The following is a 23,581-nucleotide window of genomic DNA, read 5'->3' on the forward strand; positions in this document are numbered from 1 at the left end:
ATACAGGATATAACATTCTCGTCCTGTTTAAGAACAGTGCCCGGTTTATTTATTACGTTCAGAAGATATGATGTCCGCCGTTATATAACCACGTAATAATGATAGTGAATACAAGGAAGATAAAAATGTTGAGAAAAAATGCGGCTGAGTTTTTCGGCACATTCTGGCTGGTATTCGGTGGCTGCGGGAGCGCTGTACTGGCCGCCGCTTTCCCTGAACTGGGCATTGGTTTTACAGGAGTAGCGCTTGCGTTTGGTCTGACCGTCGTAACGATGGCCTATGCCGTAGGGCATATTTCCGGCGGGCATTTTAACCCTGCCGTCACGCTGGGCTTATGGGCAGGCGGACGCATTACCTTTAATGACGTCATTCCTTACATCCTTTCCCAGGTTATTGGGGGGATTGCCGCGGCAGGCGTACTCTATGCCATCGCGAGCGGCAAAGCGGGCTTTGACGCCGTCGCCTGCGGTTTCGCCGCCAACGGCTACGGCGAACACTCACCGGCTGGTTATAGCCTTACGGCAGCCATCCTGACTGAACTGGTGCTGACGGCCTTCTTCCTTTTGATTATCCACGGCGCCACCGATAAAAACGCACCGGCGAAATTTGCGCCGCTGGCGATTGGCCTGGCCCTGACGCTGATTCATCTCATCAGCATTCCCGTCACCAATACGTCGGTGAACCCTGCGAGAAGCATGGCAGTCGCTATTTTCCAGGGCGGCTGGGCTTTACAGCAATTGTGGGTGTTCTGGATAGTCCCGATGGTGGGCGGCGTCGTGGGCGGCCTGATTTATCGTTATCTGTTGCAGAGTAAAGACTGATTCATATTCACTGCTGCGGGTATGTCCGCGTTAGCGACAGCCCGGTAGAAACACTACACGTTTTTATTTTAAAGCCCCGAAAGGGGCTTTTATCTTTATCATAAGTACCTCGCCCACATAACATTAAATCATAATTGATATCAATATTGCATGTTTATATCTTGATAAGTGCTTTGAAATAAACACATGAAATTCAAATCTGTACTTTTCTAACAAATTTAATAGTTGAAAAAGACCCGACATCCATTAATATAAAAATGTTTTATTTATTAATATAAAGGAATATACATGACAAGGTTGACATCTTTCCCGATTAATTTATTTACATCACAACGCAAGTTTAATGACCACAATGCAGATGACATGAAATGTGGTGATCTCACAGAATATCAATTAAAAAATTCATATTTTATTTATGACGTATCAAATATAGTTGACCCTTTTACCCTTTCAAAAAAGACTGGGTTTAACAACCCTCAATCTATGTTTGCTGGCGTTTATGGAAACAATCATCAAAATTTTGTTAACAAAAAACAATGTGCAGACTTATTGTTTGATGAGTTGAGAGCAACATCTCTTCCTTTTGCATTTTATGGGCAGTATCGTCACTTAATTAATAAAATGTTTACTCATCTACAGAAAAACACAGGTGAAAATTTTGAAGATAGCATTCTGCATAAAGCTTACAAGAATCTCATTTTGAATAACATTACAAAAACAAGCGCTTTTTATGCCATCAAAGATACAATTAACCAGTATATCACTTTAATAAATACTGATGAAGAATACTTCTTAGTTGATGCTTTGAGTAGTAACCTGAAAAAATCAGTCCTGCCGAAATTTGATGCCTTCTCTGATAAGTTCAATGGAATGGCAATCTCTATCCACGACGTACATGCGACAAAAATTGATTTACTCAATATTGAAGTTTCTAAACTCAAGTGGCGGGCAGAAATTAAATTTACTGCGCAAGACCATTTTGGACTAGATGATACGGACATCAACAACAAGAAATTTAGCCAGTTTCAATTCTTTAAAGCCTGGTTTATCCTTCGACGTTATGAGCGTTTTGCTTATCGGCCATTTTTCACTGATATGCAAGCCACTGTTACGCTTGAAGGATCGTCAAGATGAAATTAAAGGCAACACTTGTACTCATTTTCATAGTAATACTGGCTATCGTCTTGTATTCCGTGCAAGGTAACGAGAAAGTTGACGTTGTGGACGTGCATCGCGACGATTTTGCGCCTGTGATAGTGGTTAAAAACTTCCCCTCATCGCCTGAAGAAAAAATCACATGGTGGGTTAAGCAAAGCCCGGATATTCTGGCTCGCTATTCGCTGAAAAATAAGTCCGCTGCGATTGTCAGAAACTTTTATATTTACGATTTCGGCAAAGGTTATCAGCCGCTGGGTAAAGAAGACCGTCTCTGCTTTGCCGGAATCAAAGCCCCTGATAATTGCCTCGATAAACACATCCTGATGATTGTCCGCGAACGCAAAGATGGTCATACGCAGTTCGATATTAATAATGAAACCTGGCAAACAGACAGCCACGGTGACATCGTAAAATACCGCTAATAATCCTGCTTTGCGTCTCCATAAAAAAAACCACCGCATTAACGGTGGGTTTTCGGACGAGCCGAAAAAGGTAGATGATAAGGATTAACTGAATACCATACCGCCGTCGATAAGCAGCGACTGGCCGGTCATGTAGTCCGAGTCAGGGCCTGCAAGGAACGAAACGCACGCGGCGACATCTTCCGGCTCGGAGAGGCGGCCCAGCGTGATGCGTTTGGCGAACTCTTCCGTGCCGTAGCCAAGCGGTTTGCCCGCAGCTTCAGAGATCTGACGGTCGATTTCCGCCCACATCGGGGTTTTCACAATACCGGGGCAGAAGCCATTAACGGTAATACCAAGCGGCGCTAAATCGCGCGCGGCGGTCTGGGTCAGGCCGCGCACCGCGAATTTACTGGAGCTGTAGACCGCAAGCTCCGGGTTGCCGACGTGGCCTGCCTGCGAGCAGGCGTTGATGATTTTCCCGCCGTGGCCTTCGGCTTTGAAAGCCTCAATGGCAGCCTGCATACCCCAGATAACGCCTTTGACGTTGATGTTATACACCCTGTCGATCACCTCTTCGGTGATCGTTTCAATCGGCGTTGACGGCGCGATGCCCGCGTTATTGACGATAACGTCAAAGCCGCCAAGCGCTTTGCGGGTCTGTTCCACCGCCGCGAAGACCTGATCGCGTTTAGACACATCGACGGTCACTGCTACCGCGCTGCCGCCCTGCTCGTTGATTTCCTGCGCCACGGCATTGGCGGTTTCCGCGTTGTAATCGGCAATCGCGACCGCGAAACCATCTTTCACCAGACGCAGCGCGATGGCTTTGCCAATACCCTGTCCTGCGCCTGTCACCAGTGCTACTTTTTTCATAATACGTTCCTTTTGGTAAGTCAGAGAATCTGGCTGAGATGGAGCTGGCCCATCAGCAGCGGGTTATCGCTGTAGTCGACCGGAATGGCGACCACCGCCGGTCCGTCGACATCCATCGCGGCGCGCAGCGTCGGCTCAAGCGCTTCGGCGCTTTCTACCGCGAACCCGGCGGCGCCGAAGGCTTCGGCATAGACTTTGAAGTCCACCGGTCCGAAGTTAACGCCGGAGAGACGCTGGTATTTTTTCTCTTCCTGAATAGCCACCATGTTGTAGGCGTTATCCACCCAGATGATGTGCAGCACGTTGGCTTTCAGGCGCACCGCGGTTTCAAGCTCCATACTCGATTGCAGGAAGCCGCCATCGCCGGATACCGACACCACTTTACGGCCCGGCTCCACCAGCCAGGCGCCGATGGCCCAGGGCAGCGCCACGCCCATCGTCTGCTGACCATTGGAGATCATCACCTGACGCGCGCGGAAACTATAAAGGTAGCGGGCAATCCAGATATGGAAGCTGCCCATATCGACCGTCAGCGTCACGTCGCTGTTGATGATGTCCTGCATGGCGCGCACGATGCGCAGCGGATGTAGCGCGAACTGGTTAAGCTGCGCCCCCCGGCGCGCCAGCAGCTCGCGCTGGTTCTGGCGGTCGATGAGAATTTCTGACGCGCGGTCGCTTAACACCAGCGGCTGCGCGATGCGTTCAGCGAGTTTTTCCAGCGTACCGGCGATGTCGCCCACCAGCTCGATTTCCGGCGCGTAATGGCTCTCTTCATACGCAGGTAGCACGTCGATATGCACAAGCGTCGCGTTGCCGCTATTCCACATCGCGGGCTCATATTCCACCGGGCTGTAGCCGACGCAGATGATGAGATCAGCCAGATGCAGCAGCCGGTCGCCCGCCTGGTTGTTGAACAGCCCGACGCGGCCTGCAAAGCGGGTGAAGTGCTCCTGATTCACCGCGCCCGCCGCCTGGTAGGTACTGGTGACCGGAATGTGGCTTTTCTCAAGCAGGCGATGCAGCGCGCGGCTGTTCTCCGGCTGGCTTGCCATCAGTCCCAGCAGAATGACCGGATTTTTGGCCTCACGAATCAGCGCGGCGACATGGTCTATCGACGCCTCCGGCGCGGGCCCAAGCTTCGGCGCGTTGCCTGCGGGCAGAATGTTGCCCGTCGCGGGCAGGTCGACGATGTCCTGCGGAAGACTGACAAACGCGCTGCCCGGTCGGCCATGCTCCGCCACGCGGAACGCGTTGGAAACCACTTCCGCAATGGCGTCAGAGGAAGAGACCTCCACGGCGTATTTCGTCACCGGGCTGAACATCGCCACGGTATCCATGCTCTGGTGCACCTGGCGCGCTTTATCGGCACGACGCACGGCGCCGCCGAGCGCCACGACCGGGTCGCCTTCGCTGTTGGCGGTCGCCATGCCGGTAATGAGGTTGCTGCACCCTGGCCCTGAGGTGACCAGCGCCACGCCCGCTTTGCCGGTAATACGCCCGACGGCGGCGGCCATAAACGCGGCGTTGGCTTCGTGGCGCACCGGGATAATCTGGATAGTGGAATCCAGCAGGGAGTCGAAGACCTTATCGATCTTCGCGCCGGGAATGCCGAAGACCTGTTTTACGCCCTGGGCTTCAAGCTGGCTAACCACCATGTCGGCACCGTGCGCCCACTGGCGCACCCGGTTTTCGTTATCCATGTTTTTTCCCCTTTCAGACTGTTAGTTTTCAACCGAACGGATGGCGGCATCGAGATTGTCGGGATGCAGATTGGCGTTAAGAAACGCCGGGTCTGACGGCAGGTCGATCATCAGCTTGTGGATCTCGCCAAAGGTGAGCACGCCGTTTTCCAGCTGGTAATCGAGCAGATGCCCGCCGCCCTGGCGGTCGTCCGTAATGAAGTGTTCGTGGTAACCCGCGACGTTGATGCCCTGCATATGCTGCGGCGTGCGAAAGCCCACCAGCACGCCGTCGCGACCATCGAAGCGGAACACCGGCTGGTCGTCGAGCACGTCGGTCATGGCGCGGTACGGCGGCGTCTGGCGCGGTACGGTGCGGGTATGGGCGTGGCGGAAATGGCCGTCGATGCGCAGCGCGCAGAAAATGTTGTCGGACGGCACCTGGCGGTCAATCACGTCATGGATCTGCTGGCGGCTCATCGGCCGGTCGAAACGCTGGCGATAGTGCGGTTTAAACCAGGTCATGACGGCGAACGGCGTTTTCTGATCGGGCCGCGCTTCGCGGGCGCTGCCGTCGGCGCGCAGCTGATGGACTTCATGGCTGAAGGCAATAAGCTCGCCGTCGAGCTCGTTAAAGGTGCCGAGACCAAAATCGCCTTTGGTCAGAAGATCCGCGATGGTGGTATTTCCTTCATAAACGCCGCTCAATAAGGCGCTCATCATGGATGTTTGATATATCACACATTCTGTATCTTTATCCCGCAGCGCCCGCACGGTTTCCAGCAAGCTTTCCTCGCAAGAACAATCGGTTGCATGGCTCATTGCACAAATCCTCACTCATATTCCGTAAGAAACATTAATCAAATGTTGACCCGATTCAGCGTGAGGTTCCAATATAGAAAGCATCCCGGTTTGAGACGTTTTTGATATGGAACTTCGTTATTTACGCTATTTCGTAGCGGTAGCCCAGACGCGGCACTTCACGCGAGCCGCTGAATTACTGGGAATTTCCCAGCCGCCCCTCAGCCAGCAGATCCAGAGACTTGAACGTGAAGTGGGCACACCGCTGCTGCGTCGCCTGACGCGCGGCGTGGAGCTGACCGAAGCGGGAGAAGCCTTTTATCAGGACGCCTGCCAGATTCTGGCGCTGAGCGATGCGGCGCTGGAAAAGACGCGCGGTATCGCCCGCGGGGTAAATGGCTCGCTCTCTGTCGGCATCAGCAGCTCCAACGCCTTTCACTCACGCGTCTTCTCGCTGCTGCATGATTTTCAGCGTCGTTACCCGGCCATTACGCTGCTACAGCAAGAGGCCAATATGGCCGCGCTGATGCACGATTTGCAGGAAGGTCTGCTGGACGCCGCGTTTGTCCGCCTGCCCTGCGAGAGCAGTAAAGCGTTCAACCTGCGCCTCATTGACGAAGAGCCGATGGTGGCGGCATTGCACCGCAATCATCCGCTGAGCGCACGGGATGAACTGGCGTTAAGCGATCTTGTCGGGACGCCGCTGGTGCTGTTCCCGCGCGAGGTGGCGCCAGGCCTGTATGAACTGGTCTATAACGCCTGTTTGCGCGCAGGGCTCGCGCCTGCCGACAGCCAGCAGGCCTCGCAGCTCTCGTCGTCACTCAGCATGGTGGCAGCCGGGTTCGGCTTCGCGCTGGTGCCAGTGTCGATGCAGTGCATCGCGCATCCGCAGGTGACGTTTCACAGACTGAGCGACCAGACGCTCAAAACCGACATCGCGCTGGCGTGGCGTAAATTTGAACGCTCGCCGTCCGTGCGTCGCCTGGTGGAGATGTTTTAGCGCGCCAGAATCGCCTGAATTGCCGCAAAAAAGAGGAAGCCTGCGCCCACGCTGTTTATAGTTACCCGATAAGCGATACCGCAGGGACGAAGAAAAATGATTGTGAACAGCATGGTGTACCGCCGCGATAAAGCGCCGGAAGTGATTAACCTTGAAGATATCAGCGAGGCGATTGAAGATCCTGACGCGTTTATCTGGCTCGGGCTGTGGCAGCCCGATGCGCCGTTTATGCACATTATCCAGCAGGAGTTTGGCCTGCACGAACTCGCTATTGAAGACGCCCTCACCGCCCACCAGCGCCCGAAAATCGAGCAGTATGGCGAATCACTGTTTATGGTGGTGAAAACCGCCTGGATGAACCCGCAGGAGCAGATTGAGTTTGGCGAAACGCACCTGTTTATCGGCAAAAACTTTCTGATAACGGTGCGCCACGGCGCGTCGGAGAGCTACGCGCCCATCCGCGCCCGCGCCGAAGAAAAGCCCGATATGCTGGCACTCGGGCCGGGTTACGCGCTTTACTGCCTTCTCGATTTCATCGTCGATAACTATCTGGAAATCACCTCGTCGCTGACCAATCGCATCGGCGAGATGGAAAATACGATGTTTCGCACCGAATTTGATAAACAGGCGGTGCAACAGGTCTATACGCTGCGTCGTCAGCTGCTGGCTATCCGCAACGCCGCGCTGCCGGTGGATGAGATTTGCAATCAGCTGATCCGCCTGCATGAAGATATCGTGCCGAAGACGCTGCGCCCGTACCTGCGCGACGTCCAGGATCACGCCCACCATGTGGTGATGGACGCCGAAGATATGCGCGAGATGCTCACCAGCGCCATGCATGTCAACCTGGCGCTGGTCACGGTGCAGCAGAATGAAGTGGTGAAAAAGCTCGCCGGCTGGGGGGCGATTCTGGTCGTGCCGACGGTGATTTTCAGCATGTACGGCATGAACTTCGAGAACATGCCGGAGATCCGCTCGGCATTCGGTTATCCCGTGACGATAGGCGGCACCATCGCGGTCTGTTATCTGCTTTACTGGAAGCTTAAGCGTTCGGGCTGGCTGTAAGATTGACCCGGTCGCCGCGCGTCGTCGGCTGGGAGATAACCAAAAACTCCACCTCGTGTAGCCCGTCGTTGCGCGCCTGATGCGGCGCCAGCGGCGGAATTTCAATCGCTTCGCCGGGGGAAAGCGTGACGCGCTCGCCGTTAAGCTCCATCGTCAGTTCGCCATGCAACACGAAAAAGCATTGCCGCGACTGTTCGTGGTAGTGGCGCTGCTCGGCGCGCCCGGCGGGCATACGCTCGTGAATGACGCTAAGCCCGCCGCTTTTTACCAGATGCCAGCCATCGCAGTCGCCGCCCCACAGATAATGTTCCGCATTCGCCTTGCTGACTTTCATGCATCCTCCCGTTTTGTTAAACCGCAAGCGTCGCAGTAAACGCAGCGGTTCGCAACCACCAGGAATCAGGAATTACGCCCGGTAATTAATTTCTTTTTAATTGTTTTTTAAGGAAAAAAACGGGATGAAAAAAATTATCTCGCCAGGCCGCGCGTCGCTTGTCACCCCAAAAATAAAGGTTTACATTAGCGCCCGCAGACGTCATTTGACGCGCACGATTTCCAGAGAGCGGTAGCCGCCCATGGGGCCACGAGAGGGGAATAATCCCAAAGTGATTTGGCCGCGGCTTCATCTCTCTATACTGTGACCTTGCGTATTGATTCAGGCGTGTTTTCAGGCATGCGGAGCGATGTAACGTGAAATATTTCTTTATGGGCGTATCGGTGATTTTACTGTTGTGGGCCGGCACGTTTGCCCTGATGATTTAGTAAAACACCTGAGTAAAAAAAACAGGAGCCAGCGGCTCCTGTTTTTTTATTCGTCATCCTGCGTGGCGGCGTGTTTTATGCCCGCCGGCAGCAGTCCATCCGCCCTGAACATCGCTTTAATGCCGCGCACCGCCTGGCGGATACGATCGCTGTTTTCAATCAGCGCGAAGCGCACGTGCGTGTCGCCGTAGTCGCCAAACCCCACACCTGGCGAGACGCAGACCTTCGCGTCCTGCAGCAGCTTTTTCGCGAATTCGAGCGAGCCCATCGCCGCGTAGGGTTCCGGGATTTTCGCCCAGACGTACATCGACGCTTTCGGGCACTCCACCATCCAGCCCGCCTCGTGCAGCCCTTTTACCAGGACATCGCGACGGCGTTTGTACTGTTCGGCTATCTCGCGCACGCACTGCTGATCGCCTTCCAACGCGGCGATGGCCGCCACCTGTAGCGGCGTAAAGGTGCCGTAGTCGTGATAACTTTTAATCCGCGCCAGCGCGCTCACCAGCTCCTGATTCCCCACCATAAAACCGATGCGCCAGCCCGCCATGTTGTAGCTTTTGGAGAGCGTGAAGAACTCTACCGCCACCTCGCGCGCGCCTGGCACCTGCATGATCGACGGCGCTTTCCAGCCGTCATAGACGATATCGGCATAGGCGAGATCGTGCACCACCAGCACGTCATAACGCTTCGCCAGCGCCACGACTTTCTCAAAGAATTCCAGCTCCACGCACTGCGCCGTCGGGTTCGACGGGAAGCCTAAAATCATCATTTTCGGCTTCGGGTAGCTTTCGCGGATAGCGCGCTCCAGCTCGTTGAAGAAATCAACGCCCTCCACCAGCGGCACCGAACGCACCTGCGCGCCAGCGATCACTGCGCCGTAAATGTGGATCGGGTAACTCGGGTTTGGCACCAGCACCGTGTCGCCGTGATCGAGCGTGGCGAGCATCAGGTGCGCCAGCCCCTCTTTCGAGCCGATGGTGACAATGGCTTCGGTTTCCGGGTCGATCTCTACCTCGTAGCGCTCCTGATACCAGCGCGAAATGGCGCGGCGCAGGCGGGGAATGCCGCGCGAGGTGGAGTAGCCGTGCGTGTCCGGGCGCTGGGCCACGGTGCAGAGTTTTTCGACGATGTGGGGCGGCGTGGGGCCGTCAGGGTTACCCATGCTGAAGTCGATGATATCTTCGCCGCGCCGACGCGCAGCCATCTTCAGTTCAGCAGTAATATTGAAAACGTAAGGGGGAAGACGTTCGATACGCGAAAAACGGCGTTTGGGACTGAAATCAGCCATAGGTTCCTCGAAATGACGTAAGCGCCCGGACCGTCCGAGCGACGCTGCCGCTGCTGCGGCTCTAAGAACATAGCCTGGAAAATTTTCCGCTGTCGAGAGGCCAGCGAAAAAATAGTTTACGGAACAAAAAACGGGAACTTTCATTTGAAAGCTAACCCTGTTTTATTTGATGCGCAGTGGTTATATTAACGTCGATGCAACAAAACAATAACCCCTGTTCACGACAGCTGGAGTCAGCGAGATGAGCCTACAAATTAACGATATTCCCGCCGCTATCCGTGAGATTAAACAGCAGCTGCGTCAGGCGCTGCCGAACTATCAGGCCGTGTTTGCGGAGCTTGAAGCGGATATTCAGCGCCAGATTGCGGCAATCCAGCGCGAAACCGCGCGCGGCGAGCATCCGGTGCCGCAAATCGATGCCGACGACATCGTCAATGGCCGTATCAGCGAGCAACAAAAAGCGCGTATCCGCGAGCGCGGCTGCTGCGTGATTAAAGGCGTATTCCCGGAAACTCAGGCGCGCGCCTGGAACCACGAAGTGGGCGAGTATCTGGAGCGCAATAACTTCGTTGAGAAACTCAAAAATGCGGCGGAAGATAACTATTTCGGCACGCTTGCCGACAGCAAGCCGCAGATTTACGGCATTTACTGGTCGAAGCCGCAGGTGGAGGCCCGCCAGGACGCGCGCATGAAAGCCGCTCAGGTGTTTCTCAATAATCTGTGGCAGACCGAAAGCCACGGCAAACAGCACTTCGACCCGAACCGCGTGGTGACCTATGCCGACCGCACCCGCCGCCGCCCGCCGCGCTCATCGTCGCTGGGGCTGTCGCCGCACGTCGACGGCGGCTCGGTGGAGCGCTGGCTCGATGAAAACTTCCGTCACGTCTACCGTCACGTGTTCAGCGGCGAGTGGCAGCGTTATAACCCGTTTGACGCCGAAGGGCGCGTCGAGGCGCGTGAAATCCCCTCGCCCGCCGTCTGCTCTGTGTTTCGCACTTTCCAGGGCTGGACGGCGCTCTCGGAGCAACGCAAGCACGGCGGCACGCTGACGCTGCTGCCGGTCGCCAATGCGATGGCGTATATTCTGCTGCGCGCCCTGCAGGATGATGTGCCGGACGATTCGCTGTGCGACGCGAAGCCGGGCCGCGCGTTATCCATTAACGAACGCTGGCATCCCCTTTTACTGACCGGGATTTCCTCAATTCCCGATATGGAACCAGGCGACACGGTTTTCTGGCACTGCGATGTCATTCATGCGGTGGAAAACGAGCATCAGGGCGAATTTGACAGCAACGTGATGTATATCGCCGCCGCGCCGTGGTGTGAGAAGAATGACGCCTATCTGAAGCGCCAGTGGCCCGCGTTCGTGGAAGGCCGCTCGCCGCCAGACTTCGCCCCGGACAATTTCGAAATGGATTTCAGCGGTCGCGCCACCGAGGCTGCGCTGACGCCTGCCGGGCGCGAACAACTTAAAGGCGCGTGACCGGCAAAACCTGGCGGCTGGTCAAGGGCCGCCAGGTTTTCTATCATGTCCCCTTTCCTGCCAGACATCCGGGTTATCCGTGCACGAGATTTTCGACATGCTGCTGGCGGTCTTTGACCGCGCGGCGCTAATGCTGATTTGCCTCTTTTTTCTGATTCGCATCCGCCTGTTCCGGGAGCTGCTGCACAAGAGCGCCCACACGCCCAGAGAGCTGCTGGCGGTGACCGCGATCTTCTCGCTGTTCGCGCTGTTCAGCACCTGGTCCGGCGTGCCGGTGGAGGGTTCGCTGGTCAATGTGCGTATTATCGCCGTGATGTCCGGCGGTATTCTTTTCGGCCCGTGGGTCGGTCTCATTACGGGCGCTATCGCCGGGCTGCACCGTTACCTGATTGATATCGGCGGCATCACCGCGATCCCCTGTTTTATCACCAGTATTGTCGCCGGCGGGCTGTCGGGCCTCATCAGCCGTCGGGTGCCGAAAGCGCAGCACTGGCGCGCCGGGATCATCGGCGGGATGCTGTGCGAAACGCTGACCATGATTTTAGTGGTGGTCTGGGCGCCGACTACCGCGCTGGGGCTCGATATCGTGTCGAAAATCGGCGTGCCGATGATCTTAGGCACCGTCTCTATTGGATTAATTGTGCTGCTGGTGCGCAGCGTCGAGGGCGAAAAAGAGGCCAGCGCCGCGCGCCAGGCCAAACTGGCGCTGGATATCGCCAACAAGACGCTGCCGCTGTTTCGCCATGTGAACAGTGAATCGCTGCGCCAGGTGTGCGACATCATCCGCCGCGATATCAACGCCGACGCGGTCGCGATCACCAATACCGAGACGGTGCAGGCATATGTCGGCGTGGGCGAGCATAATTATCAGGACAATAGCGACGCCCTGAGCCCCACCACGCAGCAGGCGATCCACTACGGCAAAATCATTATCAAAAACAATGACGAGGCGCACCGCACGCCGGAGATTCACTCAATGCTGGTGATCCCGCTGTGGGAGAAAGGCGTGGTGACCGGCACGCTTAAAATCTACTACTGCCACGCGCACCAGATAACGTCATCGCTACAGGAGATGGCCATCGGGCTTTCGCAGATTATCTCCACCCAGCTTGAGGTGTCGCGCGCCGAGCAGCTGCGCGAGATGGCGAACAAAGCGGAGCTTCGCGCCTTGCAGAGCAAAATCAACCCGCACTTCCTGTTTAACGCGCTGAACGCGATTTCGTCTTCCATCCGCCTTAACCCGGACACCGCACGCCAGCTGATTTTCAATCTCTCGCGCTACCTGCGCTACAACATTGAGCTGAAAGACGACGAGCAGATCGACATCAAAAAAGAGCTCTACCAGATTAAAGATTACATTGCGATTGAGCAGGCGCGCTTCGGCGACAAGCTGACCGTGATTTATGATATTGACGAAGAGGTGAACTGCCGCGTCGCCAGTCTGCTGATCCAGCCGCTGGTGGAGAACGCTATCGTACATGGTATCCAGCCGTGTCGCGGCAAAGGCGTGGTGACGATAAGCATTGCGCGGAGCGGCAGTCGGGTGCGGATCGCGGTGCGTGATACCGGCCACGGCATCGACCCGCACATTGTCGAACAACTCGATACCAACGAGATGCCGGTGAATAAAATCGGGCTTATCAACGTTCATCACCGCGTGAAGCTGCTGTATGGCGAAGGGCTGCATATCCGCCGCCTGGAGCCCGGCACGGAGATTGCGTTTTACATACCGGATCAGCCTGCGCGCCCTGACGCCGCCATACTGTTGTAGAGAGAGAATGCGATGAAAGTGATTATCGTCGAGGATGAAGTCCTCGCGCAGCAGGAGCTGAACTGGCTGATTAAAACGCACAGTCAGATGGAGGTGGTCGCCACCTTTGAAGACGGGCTGGACGTGCTGAAATATGTGCAGCAGCACGATGTAGACGCCATTTTCCTGGATATCAATATTCCCTCACTGGACGGCGTGCTGCTGGCGCAGAACATCAGTAAATTCGCCCGTAAGCCGTTTATCGTGTTTATCACCGCGTGGAAAGAGCATGCGGTGGAGGCGTTCGAACTGGAAGCGTTCGACTACATTCTGAAACCGTATCAGGAGTCGCGCATTATCGGCATGCTGCAAAAGCTGGAGGCCGCCTTCGCGCAGCAGAACGCGCCGCACGCCGCCGCGCCAGCGGGCCGTGAAAACGCGACGATTAACCTCATCAAGGATGAGCGGATTATCGTGACCGATATTAACGATATCTATTACGCCGAAGCGCACGAGAAAATGACGTTCGTCTATACGCGCAAAGAGGCTTATGTGATGCCGATGAATATCACCGAGTTTTGCAGCCGCCTGCCGGAGGCGCATTTCTTCCGCTGCCACCGCTCCTATTGCGTCAACCTGAATAAAATCCGCGAAATCGAGCCGTGGTTTAATAACACCTATATTTTGCGCCTGCGCGATCTCGATTTTCAGGTGCCGGTGAGCCGCAGCCGGGTGAAGGAATTCCGCCAACTGATGCGGTTGTAGGAGATAACAAAAAGGCGCCCTGCGGCGCCTTTTTCGTCAGAGGATCTGACCGAGCGTCTGGCGCAAATGCGCGCCGGCGCCCAGCAGGCCCGGCTGGTCGTGAACGATGAGATAGACCGGAATATCCTGAACGTAAGCCTTAAAGCGGCCTTTGTCTTCAAACCCGCCGCGAAAACCGCTGGCGGTGAAGAAATCCAGAAAGCGCGGCACGATGCCGCCTGCGATATAAACGCCGCCAAAGGTGCCGAGGGTCAGCGCCAGGTTGCCGCCAAAGCGCCCCATGATGACGCAAAAGAGCGACAGCGCGCGACGGCAGTCAGTGCAGCTGTCATCGAGCGCACGTTCGGTGATGTCTTTCGGGCGCAGGTTGTCCGGCAGACGCCCATCGGCTTTGACAATCGCGCGATAGAGATTCACAAGCCCTGGACCGGAAAGCACGCGCTCGGCGGAAACATGCCCGACCTCAGCGCGCAGCTGCTCAAGGATAATCGCTTCTTCTTCGCTGTTTGGCGCGAAATCGACGTGACCGCCCTCGCCCGGCAGGCTTACCCAGCGTTTATCGACGTGAACGAGGTGCGCGACGCCAAGACCGGTGCCCGCGCCGTAAACGGCGATCGGTTTATTGGGCTGCGCCTCGCCGCCGCCGAACTGGATCAGGTGTTCGGTTTTGAGCATCGGGATCGCCATCGAAACGGCGGTGAAATCGTTAATAATTTCCAGATGATCGAAGCCGAGGTTCTTTTTCATTTCGGCGATAGAAAATGCCCAGACGTGGTTGGTCATCGCCACCCAATCGCCGGTAATCGGACAGGCAATGGCGATACAGCCATCCGTGACCGTGGCATTATGTTCATCCAGATACACCCGCACCACCGCTTCCAGGCTCGGATAATCAAGGCCGGAATAGGTTTTGGCCTTGAGTATCTCGCCGCTGTCGACGTCGCACAGCGCTAAGCGTGCGTTGGTGCCGCCCACGTCTCCCACCAAAGCATATTTGGTCATTCTGTTGCTGCTCCGCTCAATTCAAAATAATCTCGGCACACTCTAAATTCCCGGCGCCAGAACAACAATGACCATAGCATAAGTGCCCCGGGTTTAGAGACTTACATCACAGATTACCTTGCACGTTTCAGCATCTTCTGTACCAGCGGCGGTTATTCCTCCTTCGCGCCGTTGCGCGCCTCCAGCGCCCGGCTGACCGCGTCAAGCAGCGGCGGCACGTCATCGCGCGGCAGCATCACCTCAATCAGCGACAGCCGCTCGGGTCTGGCGAGGCGTTCCAGCACCTCTCTGAGCTGCGCCGTATCGCTCACCCGCCAGCTTTGCGCCTGGCTGTCGGCATGCAGCGCGTGCGGTAGCTGGGTCCACTGCCACGGGGCGATATCGTTATAACGCTGCGTCGCGCCGTGAATGGCGCGCTCGACCGTATAACCATCATTATTAAGCACGATGACGACCGGCGCCTGGCCGTCGCGCAGCATCGATCCCAGCTCCTGAATCGAGAGCTGCGCCGCGCCGTCGCCCGTTATCAGCACCACGCGGCGGTTTGGGCAGGCGGTCTGCGCGCCAAACGCCGCCGGCAAGGCGTAGCCTATCGAGCCCCAGAGCGGCTGCACCAGGAAATCGCACCCGGCGGGCAGTCGCAGCGCGGCGGCGCCGAACGCGGCCGTCCCCTGATCGACGGCGAGAATATCGCCAGGCTGCACAAACGCCGCCATCAGCGTCCAGAAGTTATTCTGGTTGAGCGCGCCGGAGACAGGCGGCGTGGCGGCAGGCGGCGTTATCTCGGGCAATGCCAGGCGCGCGCTGTGGCGTTTCGCGATGTCGTGCAGGATGGCGACCGCCTGATCCATTGCGATGCCGCTGAACCAGCGGTCGCCGACGCGTGTCGCCCAGGGCTGCACGTCGAGGGTCTGGTCGCGAGTCAGACGCTGGGTAAAACCGGCGGTAATGGTGTCGGAGAACTGCACGCCGACGCAGATAACGAGATCCGCCTCTTCTATCGCCCGGCAGACTTCAGGCGAGCTCGCCGCTCCGCTGTAGGTGCCGGTAAAGCCTGCCCTGGTTTCATCCAGCACGCCCTTGCCCATCAGGAGCGAACTGTGCGGCATCGGCGTGTCGTCCAGCCACTGGTGCAGCGCCTTCTGCACACCGAAGCGCTGTGCCAGAAAATCCGCCAGCAGCGCCACACGCTCGCTTCTCGCGAAACGCGCCTGTGCGGCTTCGCGAAAGGCGGCCAGCTGCGCGTCATCCGCCTGCGGGCGCGGCACGGTGATAGCGTTTACAGGCGGGGTGGCAGGCGCGCTTGCCACATCGGTTGGCAGTACCAGATAACCAGGACGGCGGGTGCGCAGCATTTCCGCCATCACACGGTCGATTTCGCTACAGGCATTGGCGGGCGTGAGCCAGCCCTGGGCGGCAGTGACCTCTCTGGCGATACGCATAAAGTGGTGAAAATCGCCGTCGCCGAGCGTGTGGTGCAGCACTTCGCCCTTGCGCTGCGCCGACTGGCAGGGCGCGCCGACCACATGCAGCACCGGCACCGCTTCGGCGTAGCTGCCCGCGATGGCGTTGAGCGCGCTGAGCTCTCCCACGCCGTAAGTGGTGAGAAGCGCGCCAATACCGGTACAGCGCGCGTAGCCGTCGGCGGCGTAGGCGGCGTTGAGCTCGTTAGCGCAGCCGACCCAGGTGATGCGCGGGTGGGCGATGACGTTATCAAGAAACAGCAGATTGTAATCTCCGGGCACGCCAAACAGGTGTTTAACGCCACATCCCGCCAGGCGATCCAACAGATAGTCGGCAATACAGTAGTGGTCTGGCATATTCGCCATCCTTTTTCGGGGGCCTGTAGTGAGTATCGGGCAAGTGTGATCGCTGTCCAGAATGCGGCAGCAAAAAGCGGTGGCAAGCAAGATTTACGCGCGCCGGGCGTGTAGGCTGTTGGCTTTCACATTTTGTGTAACCGTATACACTGGCGGTATCGCTTTTTACTCCGACCCGCTCCCCCAACAGGGTAGCAACCACGTACAGAGGTGAATAAGCATGGTTTATCAGGCAGATCCTGCGCGCTACACCACGATGGAATATCGCCGCTGCGGACGCAGCGGCCTGAAGCTTCCGGCCATTTCACTGGGCCTGTGGCATAACTTCGGCGATGCGACCCGGGTCGACACCAGCCGCCAGTTACTGCGCCGCGCATTCGATCTCGGCATTACCCATTTCGATCTCGCCAATAACTACGGGCCGCCGCCGGGCTCCGCCGAAAGCCATTTTGGCCGCATCCTGAAAGAAGATTTCGTGGCGTATCGCGACGAACTGATTATCTCCACCAAAGCGGGCTACACCATGTGGGACGGGCCTTACGGCGACTGGGGCTCACGCAAATACCTGATTTCGAGCCTCGATCAAAGCCTCAGGCGTATGGGCCTTGAGTATGTCGATATTTTCTATCACCACCGCCCGGACCCGGAGACGCCGCTTGAAGAAACCATGCGCGCGCTGGACCATATCGTGCGACAGGGTAAGGCGCTGTACGTTGGTATTTCCAACTACCCGGCGGATCGCGCCCGCGAGGCGATTGACCTGCTGGCGGAACTCGGCACGCCGTGCGTTATCCACCAGCCGAAATATTCGATGTTCGAGCGCTGGGTGGAAGATGGCCTGCTGGAATTGCTCCGGGAGAAAGGCGTCGGGAGCATAGCGTTTTCGCCGCTGGCGGGCGGACAACTCACTGACCGCTACCTGAACGGCATTCCGGCGGACTCCCGTGCCGCCAGCGGCAGCCGTTTCCTGAATCCTGATCAAATCACCGATGCGAAGCTCGAAAAGGTCCGCCAGCTGAACGCGCTTGCAGCGCAGCGCGGGCAGAAGCTGTCGCAGATGGCGCTCGCCTGGGTGCTGCGCGATGAAAAAGTGACGTCGGTACTGATTGGCGCCAGCAAAACCAGTCAGATCGACGACGCCGTGGGCATGCTGGCGAAACGCGATTTTTCGGCGCAGGAACGCGCGGCGATCGAAGCGATTCTGGCATAGCGCACGAGACCACGCGGCTTTAGCAAAAAGTGCGGTCATACCTGTTTTCAGAGTCGGAGCGATGCTGCAGCGATTTACACGTCCGTAATATTACTGCAACAGGCCATTACGGCCCCGATCGTGAAGGAGATAAGTATGTTCAGGTCACTGATTCTTGCAGCCGCGTTACTGGCGGGTACAGCACCGCTTATCGCGAGCGCTGGTGAAATCACCCTGTTGCCATCCATCAAATTACAAATTGGCGATCGCGACAATTACGGTAACTACTGGGACGGCGGCCGCTGGCGCGACCGTGATTACTGGCGTAACCATTATGAGTGGCGCGGCGACCGCTGGTGGCGTCATGACAATGGCCGTCATCGCGGCTGGGATAAACATCGCGGCTGGGACGACCGTCGCGCTTATGAGCGCGGCTATCGCGAAGGCTGGAACGATCGCGACGACCGTCGCGGGTGGGGTAAACATGGCCGCGGCCACGGGCATCACCACTGACAGCTAACTGAGATAACAAAAAGGCAGGCCTCGCGCCTGCCTTTTTTACGTCGGTTATAACCCGAGCGCCGTGCCGACCAGCAGCCAGATATTGAGCGCCACCACCAGCGCCACAATCGCCCAGCCGGTTCTCTTGACCCACGGCGTATTGACCAGATCGCCCATCAGGTTTTTATCGCTGGTAAAGAAGAGCAGCGGCACCAGCGCCAGCGCGATACCAAAGCTCAGCAGTACCTGGCTCATGACCAGAATGCGCGTCGGATCCAGCCCCATCAGGATGACAATAAACGACGGCGCCATCGTGACCGAGCGACGCACCCACAGCGGAATGCTGAAGCGCACAAACCCCTGCATCACCACCTGCCCCGCGAGCGTGCCGACCACCGTCGAGGAGAGCCCCGCCGCCACCAGACTCAGGCCGAAAATCGTGGCCGCCGCATGGCTTAACAGCGGTTCGAGCGTCAGATACGCCTGATCGAGCTCGGCCACTTTGGTATGTCCGCTGAAGTGAAACGCGGCCGCCGCCGTCGCCATCATCGCCAGATTTACAAAGCCCGCGATAGTCATGGCGATCGCCACGTCCCATTTGGTGGCGGAATAGCGCTCTTTGCGCGAGCCGTCATGCAGGTTTTGCGTGAGCGACGAGTGCAGATAAATCACGTGCGGCATGATAGTCGCGCCGAGCACGCCCGCCGCCAGGAAAACCGCTTCCGACGTCGGCAGGCTCGGAATAAGCATCCCTTTGCCGAGCGCCGCGAGCTTAGGCTGCGAGAAGAAAAGCTCGACGATATACGCTGCCGCCACAAACAGCAGCAGTCCGCCAATGACTTTTTCGAGCGGCTTTTGCCCGCGCTTTTGCAGCATCAGAATCAGGAAGGTGGCGATACCGGTCAGCACCGCGCCCTGCAACAGCGAAACGCCGAGGATAAGCTTAAAGCCTATCGCCGCGCCGATAAATTCCGCGAGATCGGTCGCCATCGCGATGATCTCGGCCTGCACCCAGTAGAACCAGACGACCGGACGCGGATAGTGATCGCGGATCTGCTCGGCAAGGTTTTTGCCGGTCGCGATGCCAAGCTTGGCGGAGAGCACCTGTATCAGCATCGCCATCAGGTTGGCCCAGACCACCACCCACAGCAGCTGGTAGCCGAAACTGGCCCCGGCCTGGATATTGGTGGCGAAGTTGCCCGGATCGATATAGCCAATGGCAGCGATGAAAGCCGGTCCCATCAGGGCCAGTCTTAACTTCCGCGCTGTTCGGTCACGACGTTGCTCAACGCGACTGTGATTCATGCTCTGCCTCTGAAATATAGCCTTTGCTATGTTTCATGCTATCAAAATGAGAATGATTATCAAGTTCATTAAGCCGGATAATCTCTGATGGTTCTGATAGCTGAAATCAATGAAAGGCGGGTTAAGGTCGAGGAACGCGAGCAAAACACACTAAAATGCGCCCACGTATGTTAAAAGTGTAGCAGTAAAAGATAACCTTTCACTGCTTTACGCAACATAACATTTTTGTATGTTCGATCACTCTTTTCGCGTTTCGTCACATGACGTAACTATAGTGTGTTGCAGATCTCGTTTTCTAAATGGTTGTTGCATAGAATGTGCACGGAAATTAAACCTGCCTCATAATATTTGGAGCACATATGTCCCGCGTTCTTCATTTCGTTTTGGCGCTCGCCGTTGTAGCGCTCCTTGCGATGCTCGTTAGCAGCAATCGCAAACAAATTCGCATTCGTTTCGTCATACAGCTTTTAGTTATTGAAGTCTTACTTGCTTATTTCTTCTTAACTTCCGACGTGGGCCTGGGTTTTGTGAAGGGCTTCTCCGAGATGTTTGAGAAACTGCTGGGTTTCGCAAACGAAGGCACCAACTTTGTGTTCGGTAAAATGAACGACGAAGGCCTGGCATTCTTCTTCCTGAAAGTGCTCTGCCCTATCGTCTTCATCTCTGCGTTGATCGGTATTCTGCAGCATATTCGCGTGCTGCCGATTGTTATCCGCGCTATCGGTACCGTGCTTTCTAAAGTCAACGGTATGGGCAAGCTTGAATCCTTTAACGCGGTAAGCTCGCTGATTCTGGGACAGTCAGAAAACTTTATCGCCTATAAAGATATTCTCGGCAAAATGTCGCGCAACCGCATGTACACCATGGCCGCAACCGCCATGTCTACCGTGTCCATGTCGATTGTTGGCGCGTACATGACCATGCTGCAGCCCAAATATGTGGTGGCCGCGCTGGTGCTGAACATGTTCAGTACCTTTATCGTGCTCTCTATCATTAACCCGTACCGCGTTGAGAATGAAGAAGACCTGCAGATGTCGAACCTGCACGAAGGTCAGAGCTTCTTCGAAATGCTGGGCGAGTACATTCTGGCCGGTTTTAAAGTCGCGATTATCGTGGCTGCGATGCTGATTGGCTTTATCGCGCTGATCTCTGGTCTGAACGCGCTGTTCGCCGCTGTACTCGGTATCTCCTTCCAGGGCATTTTGGGTTATATCTTCTACCCGGTGGCCTGGGTGATGGGCGTGCCGGCAAGCGAAGCGCTGCAGGTGGGCAGTATTATGGCGACCAAACTGGTGTCCAACGAATTCGTGGCGATGATGGATCTGCAAAAACTGGCAGGCACTATCTCCCCGCGCGCGGAAGGCATTCTGTCGGTGTTCCTGGTATCCTTCGCGAACTTCTCTTCCATCGGCATCATCGCGGGCGCTATCAAAGGTCTGAATGAAGAACAGGGCAACGTGGTATCCCGCTTCGGCCTGAAGCTGGTGTATGGCTCGACGCTTGTGAGCATCCTCTCTGCGTCGATTGCAGCCCTCGTGCTGTAAGCGCTAACCTCAACATAAAAAACCGGAGCCTGGCTCCGGTTTTTTTATGCCTCGCGCTCAAGCGGTTCCGGCCGCCCTGGCAGGTAACCCTGGATATACTCCACGCCGAGCGAAAAGAGCAGATCGCGCTGCGCCGGGGTTTCGACAAATTCCGCCACGACCGTCAGCGAGCGGGCCTTCGCCAGATCGCAGATCGATTTCACCACCAGCGCGTCAAAGGTATTACTCACCACATTCCGCACAAAACAGCCGTCGATTTTAATGATGTCGGCCTGTAAATTTTTAAGCCGCTCGAAGTTGGCATAGCCGGTGCCGAAATCGTCAATCGCGATGCAAAATCCCCGCGCCTGCAACAGCGCGATATTTTGCATGGTGTTTTCCGAGCCAGAGAGCGCCTGCTCTTCCGTCACTTCCAGAATGACCGCGCTCACCGGCACACGGTAGCGCTCAAACAGCGCGATAGCCTGCTGCGCGATGCCCTGCTGTTGCAGGGTCAGCGGCATCAGGTTAACGGAAAAGCGCGCGCCGGGACACGTTTGCGGGTGCGCGTGAAGGTAGCGAAGGAGTTTTTCCAGCACCTGCATATCAAAGCGCGCGCTGAGGTTAAAGCGGGCAATCAGCGGAATGAATTTATCGGGCATGATGAGCTCGCCGTCGTAGTGCAGACGCGCCAGGATCTCAGCATAGCCCTCGCCCTGCGCGTTGCGTATCGGCTGTGCGAACAGCGTGACGCCGTCGCCCGCCAGCGCGCGTTTTACCTTCTGCAGCATCAGCACCGGCTCGCTGGTTTGCCCGGAAATCCCTTTGCCGCGGCTCTCCAGCGCCACCACAGGTTCACTGGGGCTGGCGTACTCCGCCAGATAGCTCAGCTGCCCAATGGTGCGGTAGAGTTCATCAGGCACCTGCGCCTGATGCAGCGGCGCCCAGGCGGCGCTGTAATCGAGCTCAAGCTGCGCGCCATTCCACTGAATGCGCTTGCTGTTCAGCATATCCACCATGTGCCGCAGCCGGGCCTGCGGCTCGGGGCCAGACAAACAGATAAGTAAATCGCTTTCCGGCAGCTGGAAGATTTTTTCCTCCGTGTTCAGCCAGGGTTGCAGCAGGGCAGTCACCTCTTTTTTGCACTGAATACGCATCATCAGGCCGTAATGACGGCTGAGAAATTCGAGGTTCGCCACGCGCAGACAGCACAATGCTCCGGCTGGCGCGCTTTGCAAGTGCCGCTCCAGCGCGCGCAGATTGGGCAGCCGGGTCAGCGGATCGGTTAAGGCGAGCATGCGGTACTGGCGCTTCATCCACTCATTCTTATTGAAAATGACGGTCATAAAGCGCATGGATACGGTAAAGGAAATAAAAATGGAGAGCATAAAAGCCAGCAGAAAACCGGTTTTGTCCGGCGGTAAAAAACTGTGATTGCTGGCAAGCAATAATAATAACGACACCGACCAGAGCAGCGTAATCAGTACCGGCCCGATGAGAAATATCCCGGCGGTAAATAAAACGAAAATCACCGGCAGGGTATAGATGGAAATTAAGAATAATTTAAACGGCAGCGTGAATAAGATCAGCAGCACGAAAATGGCCGCGAACCAGCACATCACGGGCAGTTTCTTTTCAGGCGCCATTAACGGAATAACGCAGCGGCGCCACAAGGCGCGGGCAAAGGTGGGGCTTAATGCTATGCGCACCGGATAATAAAAGATATCGACAAAAATCGCCGACGCCGCCATTAGCCCCTGCACGGTGACGATGCTGTAAAACGATGAGCTCTCGCCAAAGTAGGACGCGATAGCGTCTGGATAATCAAGGTAATAGCCTGAAAAAATCATCAGCGCCTTGATCAGGCAAGGCACGATGAGCCCCATCAGCAACAAGCGCAACCCGGTGCCTTTTCGGGCCACAGCAAAGCGCCAGCGCGGGCCCTGCCACACGCGGCTAATACCACAGACCACAACTAATGGCCCCAGGAAACAAAATACAAACGCCAGCAGTTGCAAGCTATTTAGCGGAAAATACCAGCCGTAGAACAGCAATAAAGAGAGCGCTAGTGGGATAATGGCATAACGGCCGAAAAGATAAATCATCGCCAGCATCAGGCTGAGCGGTAAATACGTTAAATATATCCCCTCGCCATCAACGACGGCTTTCGGGGATAACCATCGCGCTAGCGGCAACAACAGGACGCACAGCAATAACGCGAGGCCTGACTTACGCAAACCGTGGCGATAATTCATAAGGCGCTTCTTACAGGCATGGCGGCGTGTTCAACAGGCTTTTATCATAAAAACCTTTCGCCAGAGTGGCAAGGAAATGCCCGCTCGCGAGGAATAAAGCAGAGGATGCCGGGCGCGACTGCTTTTTTTATACGTCA

The 23,581-nt window shown here is 56.4% G+C and carries 21 protein-coding genes; 12 read left to right on the plus strand and 9 right to left on the minus strand.

What is annotated here, in order from left to right:
- The first annotated feature begins 125 nt into the window (after nucleotides 1-125).
- The 3 genes from aqpZ to AFK67_RS14555 all read left to right on the plus strand — a co-directional run bounded on the left by aqpZ (nucleotide 126) and on the right by AFK67_RS14555 (nucleotide 2,401).
- Nucleotides 126-821: an aquaporin Z gene (gene aqpZ, locus AFK67_RS14545; protein WP_038883110.1), complete on the plus strand. Its 696-nt coding sequence runs from the start codon at nucleotides 126-128 to the stop codon at nucleotides 819-821.
- A 288-nt stretch (nucleotides 822-1,109) separates the two neighbouring features.
- A complete protein-coding gene (locus tag AFK67_RS14550; RefSeq protein WP_038883108.1) occupies nucleotides 1,110-1,955 on the plus strand; it encodes a DUF3289 family protein in 846 nt (281 codons plus the stop codon).
- Nucleotides 1,952-2,401: a DUF943 family protein gene (locus AFK67_RS14555; protein ID WP_071602698.1), complete on the plus strand. Its 450-nt coding sequence runs from the start codon at nucleotides 1,952-1,954 to the stop codon at nucleotides 2,399-2,401. The genes AFK67_RS14550 and AFK67_RS14555 overlap by 4 nt, the downstream gene beginning before the upstream one ends.
- Before the next feature lie 84 nt (nucleotides 2,402-2,485).
- On the opposite strand, the gene AFK67_RS14560 is transcribed toward AFK67_RS14555, so the two are convergent.
- Genes AFK67_RS14560 through budA form a run of 3 tightly spaced genes read right to left on the minus strand, consistent with a single transcriptional unit; the run spans nucleotide 2,486 to nucleotide 5,757 of the window.
- Entirely contained in the window at nucleotides 2,486-3,256 is a 771-nt protein-coding gene (locus tag AFK67_RS14560; protein ID WP_007700187.1) for a (S)-acetoin forming diacetyl reductase, read from the minus strand.
- A 20-nt stretch (nucleotides 3,257-3,276) separates the two neighbouring features.
- On the minus strand, nucleotides 3,277-4,956 hold the full coding sequence (alsS, locus tag AFK67_RS14565) for an acetolactate synthase AlsS (protein WP_007715714.1): 1,680 nt from the start codon (nucleotides 4,954-4,956) through the stop codon (nucleotides 3,277-3,279).
- Nucleotides 4,957-4,977: 21 nt separating this feature from the next.
- The gene (budA, locus tag AFK67_RS14570) at nucleotides 4,978-5,757 is read right to left on the minus strand and encodes an acetolactate decarboxylase (protein ID WP_032966735.1); all 780 of its coding nucleotides are present in this window, start codon (nucleotides 5,755-5,757) and stop codon (nucleotides 4,978-4,980) included.
- A gap of 106 nt (nucleotides 5,758-5,863) precedes the next feature.
- Here budA and AFK67_RS14575 point away from each other — a divergent pair, with 106 nt between their 5' ends.
- Nucleotides 5,864-6,736, plus strand: a complete 873-nt coding sequence (locus AFK67_RS14575) for a LysR family transcriptional regulator (protein WP_007715720.1) — start codon at nucleotides 5,864-5,866, stop codon at nucleotides 6,734-6,736.
- A gap of 96 nt (nucleotides 6,737-6,832) precedes the next feature.
- Nucleotides 6,833-7,801 carry a magnesium and cobalt transport protein CorA gene (locus AFK67_RS14580; RefSeq protein ID WP_032966738.1) on the plus strand — a complete coding sequence of 323 codons (969 nt, stop codon included), beginning with the start codon at nucleotides 6,833-6,835 and terminating at the stop codon, nucleotides 7,799-7,801.
- Here AFK67_RS14580 and AFK67_RS14585 read toward each other — a convergent pair.
- The gene (locus tag AFK67_RS14585; RefSeq protein WP_007715727.1) at nucleotides 7,779-8,135 is read right to left on the minus strand and encodes a cupin domain-containing protein; all 357 of its coding nucleotides are present in this window, start codon (nucleotides 8,133-8,135) and stop codon (nucleotides 7,779-7,781) included. The genes AFK67_RS14580 and AFK67_RS14585 overlap by 23 nt on opposite strands.
- A gap of 371 nt (nucleotides 8,136-8,506) precedes the next feature.
- Between AFK67_RS14585 and ypdK the strand changes: the two genes are divergently transcribed.
- Nucleotides 8,507-8,563, plus strand: a complete 57-nt coding sequence (ypdK, locus tag AFK67_RS23675) for a membrane protein YpdK (RefSeq protein ID WP_097566156.1) — start codon at nucleotides 8,507-8,509, stop codon at nucleotides 8,561-8,563.
- Between the two features lie 46 nt (nucleotides 8,564-8,609).
- Here ypdK and alaC read toward each other — a convergent pair whose 3' ends face one another.
- Nucleotides 8,610-9,851, minus strand: a complete 1,242-nt coding sequence (gene alaC, locus AFK67_RS14590) for an alanine transaminase (RefSeq protein WP_007715730.1) — start codon at nucleotides 9,849-9,851, stop codon at nucleotides 8,610-8,612.
- Between the two features lie 241 nt (nucleotides 9,852-10,092).
- Here alaC and AFK67_RS14595 point away from each other — a divergent pair, with 241 nt between their 5' ends.
- From AFK67_RS14595 to AFK67_RS14605, 3 genes are all read left to right on the plus strand, one after another.
- Nucleotides 10,093-11,334, plus strand: coding sequence for a DUF1479 domain-containing protein (locus AFK67_RS14595; RefSeq protein WP_007715732.1), 1,242 nt, complete (start codon nucleotides 10,093-10,095; stop codon nucleotides 11,332-11,334).
- A gap of 79 nt (nucleotides 11,335-11,413) precedes the next feature.
- Nucleotides 11,414-13,105 carry a sensor histidine kinase gene (locus AFK67_RS14600; RefSeq protein ID WP_007715734.1) on the plus strand — a complete coding sequence of 564 codons (1,692 nt, stop codon included), beginning with the start codon at nucleotides 11,414-11,416 and terminating at the stop codon, nucleotides 13,103-13,105.
- A gap of 12 nt (nucleotides 13,106-13,117) precedes the next feature.
- The gene (locus AFK67_RS14605; RefSeq protein ID WP_007715736.1) at nucleotides 13,118-13,849 is read left to right on the plus strand and encodes a LytR/AlgR family response regulator transcription factor; all 732 of its coding nucleotides are present in this window, start codon (nucleotides 13,118-13,120) and stop codon (nucleotides 13,847-13,849) included.
- Nucleotides 13,850-13,885: 36 nt separating this feature from the next.
- On the opposite strand, the gene glk is transcribed toward AFK67_RS14605, so the two are convergent.
- Complete coding sequence (gene glk, locus AFK67_RS14610) at nucleotides 13,886-14,851, minus strand: glucokinase (protein WP_007715738.1); 966 nt, start codon at nucleotides 14,849-14,851, stop codon at nucleotides 13,886-13,888.
- Between the two features lie 152 nt (nucleotides 14,852-15,003).
- Complete coding sequence (locus AFK67_RS14615) at nucleotides 15,004-16,671, minus strand: alpha-keto acid decarboxylase family protein (RefSeq protein ID WP_038883105.1); 1,668 nt, start codon at nucleotides 16,669-16,671, stop codon at nucleotides 15,004-15,006.
- A gap of 220 nt (nucleotides 16,672-16,891) precedes the next feature.
- Here AFK67_RS14615 and mgrA point away from each other — a divergent pair, with 220 nt between their 5' ends.
- Nucleotides 16,892-17,881: an L-glyceraldehyde 3-phosphate reductase gene (mgrA, locus tag AFK67_RS14620; protein WP_007715744.1), complete on the plus strand. Its 990-nt coding sequence runs from the start codon at nucleotides 16,892-16,894 to the stop codon at nucleotides 17,879-17,881.
- Between the two features lie 135 nt (nucleotides 17,882-18,016).
- The gene (locus AFK67_RS14625; protein ID WP_007715746.1) at nucleotides 18,017-18,373 is read left to right on the plus strand and encodes a DUF2502 domain-containing protein; all 357 of its coding nucleotides are present in this window, start codon (nucleotides 18,017-18,019) and stop codon (nucleotides 18,371-18,373) included.
- Between the two features lie 54 nt (nucleotides 18,374-18,427).
- Here the strand turns inward: AFK67_RS14625 and AFK67_RS14630 are convergent, their stop codons facing one another.
- Nucleotides 18,428-19,666 carry an Nramp family divalent metal transporter gene (locus AFK67_RS14630; protein WP_032966741.1) on the minus strand — a complete coding sequence of 413 codons (1,239 nt, stop codon included), beginning with the start codon at nucleotides 19,664-19,666 and terminating at the stop codon, nucleotides 18,428-18,430.
- Between the two features lie 359 nt (nucleotides 19,667-20,025).
- Here AFK67_RS14630 and AFK67_RS14635 point away from each other — a divergent pair, with 359 nt between their 5' ends.
- Nucleotides 20,026-21,210, plus strand: a complete 1,185-nt coding sequence (locus AFK67_RS14635; protein ID WP_032966763.1) for a NupC/NupG family nucleoside CNT transporter — start codon at nucleotides 20,026-20,028, stop codon at nucleotides 21,208-21,210.
- Nucleotides 21,211-21,254: 44 nt separating this feature from the next.
- On the opposite strand, the gene AFK67_RS14640 is transcribed toward AFK67_RS14635, so the two are convergent.
- Nucleotides 21,255-23,444 (minus strand): EAL domain-containing protein, encoded by a 2,190-nt coding sequence (locus tag AFK67_RS14640; protein ID WP_007722421.1) that lies wholly within the window; start codon nucleotides 23,442-23,444, stop codon nucleotides 21,255-21,257.
- Nucleotides 23,445-23,581 lie beyond the last annotated feature (137 nt).

It is taken from the genome of Cronobacter dublinensis subsp. dublinensis LMG 23823, from assembly GCF_001277235.1.
In the GTDB taxonomy this organism is placed as follows: Bacteria; Pseudomonadota; Gammaproteobacteria; order Enterobacterales; family Enterobacteriaceae; genus Cronobacter; species Cronobacter dublinensis.

Coding starts and splice junctions, on each gene's coding strand:
- aqpZ (WP_038883110.1), top strand. CDS start 126: ATGTTGAGAAAAAATGCGGCTGAGTTTTTCGGCACATTCTGGCTGGTA.
- AFK67_RS14550 (WP_038883108.1), top strand. CDS start 1,110: ATGACAAGGTTGACATCTTTCCCGATTAATTTATTTACATCACAACGC.
- AFK67_RS14555 (WP_071602698.1), top strand. CDS start 1,952: ATGAAATTAAAGGCAACACTTGTACTCATTTTCATAGTAATACTGGCT.
- AFK67_RS14560 (WP_007700187.1), bottom strand. CDS start 3,256: ATGAAAAAAGTAGCACTGGTGACAGGCGCAGGACAGGGTATTGGCAAA.
- alsS (WP_007715714.1), bottom strand. CDS start 4,956: ATGGATAACGAAAACCGGGTGCGCCAGTGGGCGCACGGTGCCGACATG.
- budA (WP_032966735.1), bottom strand. CDS start 5,757: ATGAGCCATGCAACCGATTGTTCTTGCGAGGAAAGCTTGCTGGAAACC.
- AFK67_RS14575 (WP_007715720.1), top strand. CDS start 5,864: ATGGAACTTCGTTATTTACGCTATTTCGTAGCGGTAGCCCAGACGCGG.
- AFK67_RS14580 (WP_032966738.1), top strand. CDS start 6,833: ATGATTGTGAACAGCATGGTGTACCGCCGCGATAAAGCGCCGGAAGTG.
- AFK67_RS14585 (WP_007715727.1), bottom strand. CDS start 8,135: ATGAAAGTCAGCAAGGCGAATGCGGAACATTATCTGTGGGGCGGCGAC.
- alaC (WP_007715730.1), bottom strand. CDS start 9,851: ATGGCTGATTTCAGTCCCAAACGCCGTTTTTCGCGTATCGAACGTCTT.
- AFK67_RS14595 (WP_007715732.1), top strand. CDS start 10,093: ATGAGCCTACAAATTAACGATATTCCCGCCGCTATCCGTGAGATTAAA.
- AFK67_RS14605 (WP_007715736.1), top strand. CDS start 13,118: ATGAAAGTGATTATCGTCGAGGATGAAGTCCTCGCGCAGCAGGAGCTG.
- glk (WP_007715738.1), bottom strand. CDS start 14,851: ATGACCAAATATGCTTTGGTGGGAGACGTGGGCGGCACCAACGCACGC.
- AFK67_RS14615 (WP_038883105.1), bottom strand. CDS start 16,671: ATGCCAGACCACTACTGTATTGCCGACTATCTGTTGGATCGCCTGGCG.
- mgrA (WP_007715744.1), top strand. CDS start 16,892: ATGGTTTATCAGGCAGATCCTGCGCGCTACACCACGATGGAATATCGC.
- AFK67_RS14625 (WP_007715746.1), top strand. CDS start 18,017: ATGTTCAGGTCACTGATTCTTGCAGCCGCGTTACTGGCGGGTACAGCA.
- AFK67_RS14630 (WP_032966741.1), bottom strand. CDS start 19,666: ATGAATCACAGTCGCGTTGAGCAACGTCGTGACCGAACAGCGCGGAAG.
- AFK67_RS14635 (WP_032966763.1), top strand. CDS start 20,026: ATGTCCCGCGTTCTTCATTTCGTTTTGGCGCTCGCCGTTGTAGCGCTC.
- AFK67_RS14640 (WP_007722421.1), bottom strand. CDS start 23,444: ATGAATTATCGCCACGGTTTGCGTAAGTCAGGCCTCGCGTTATTGCTG.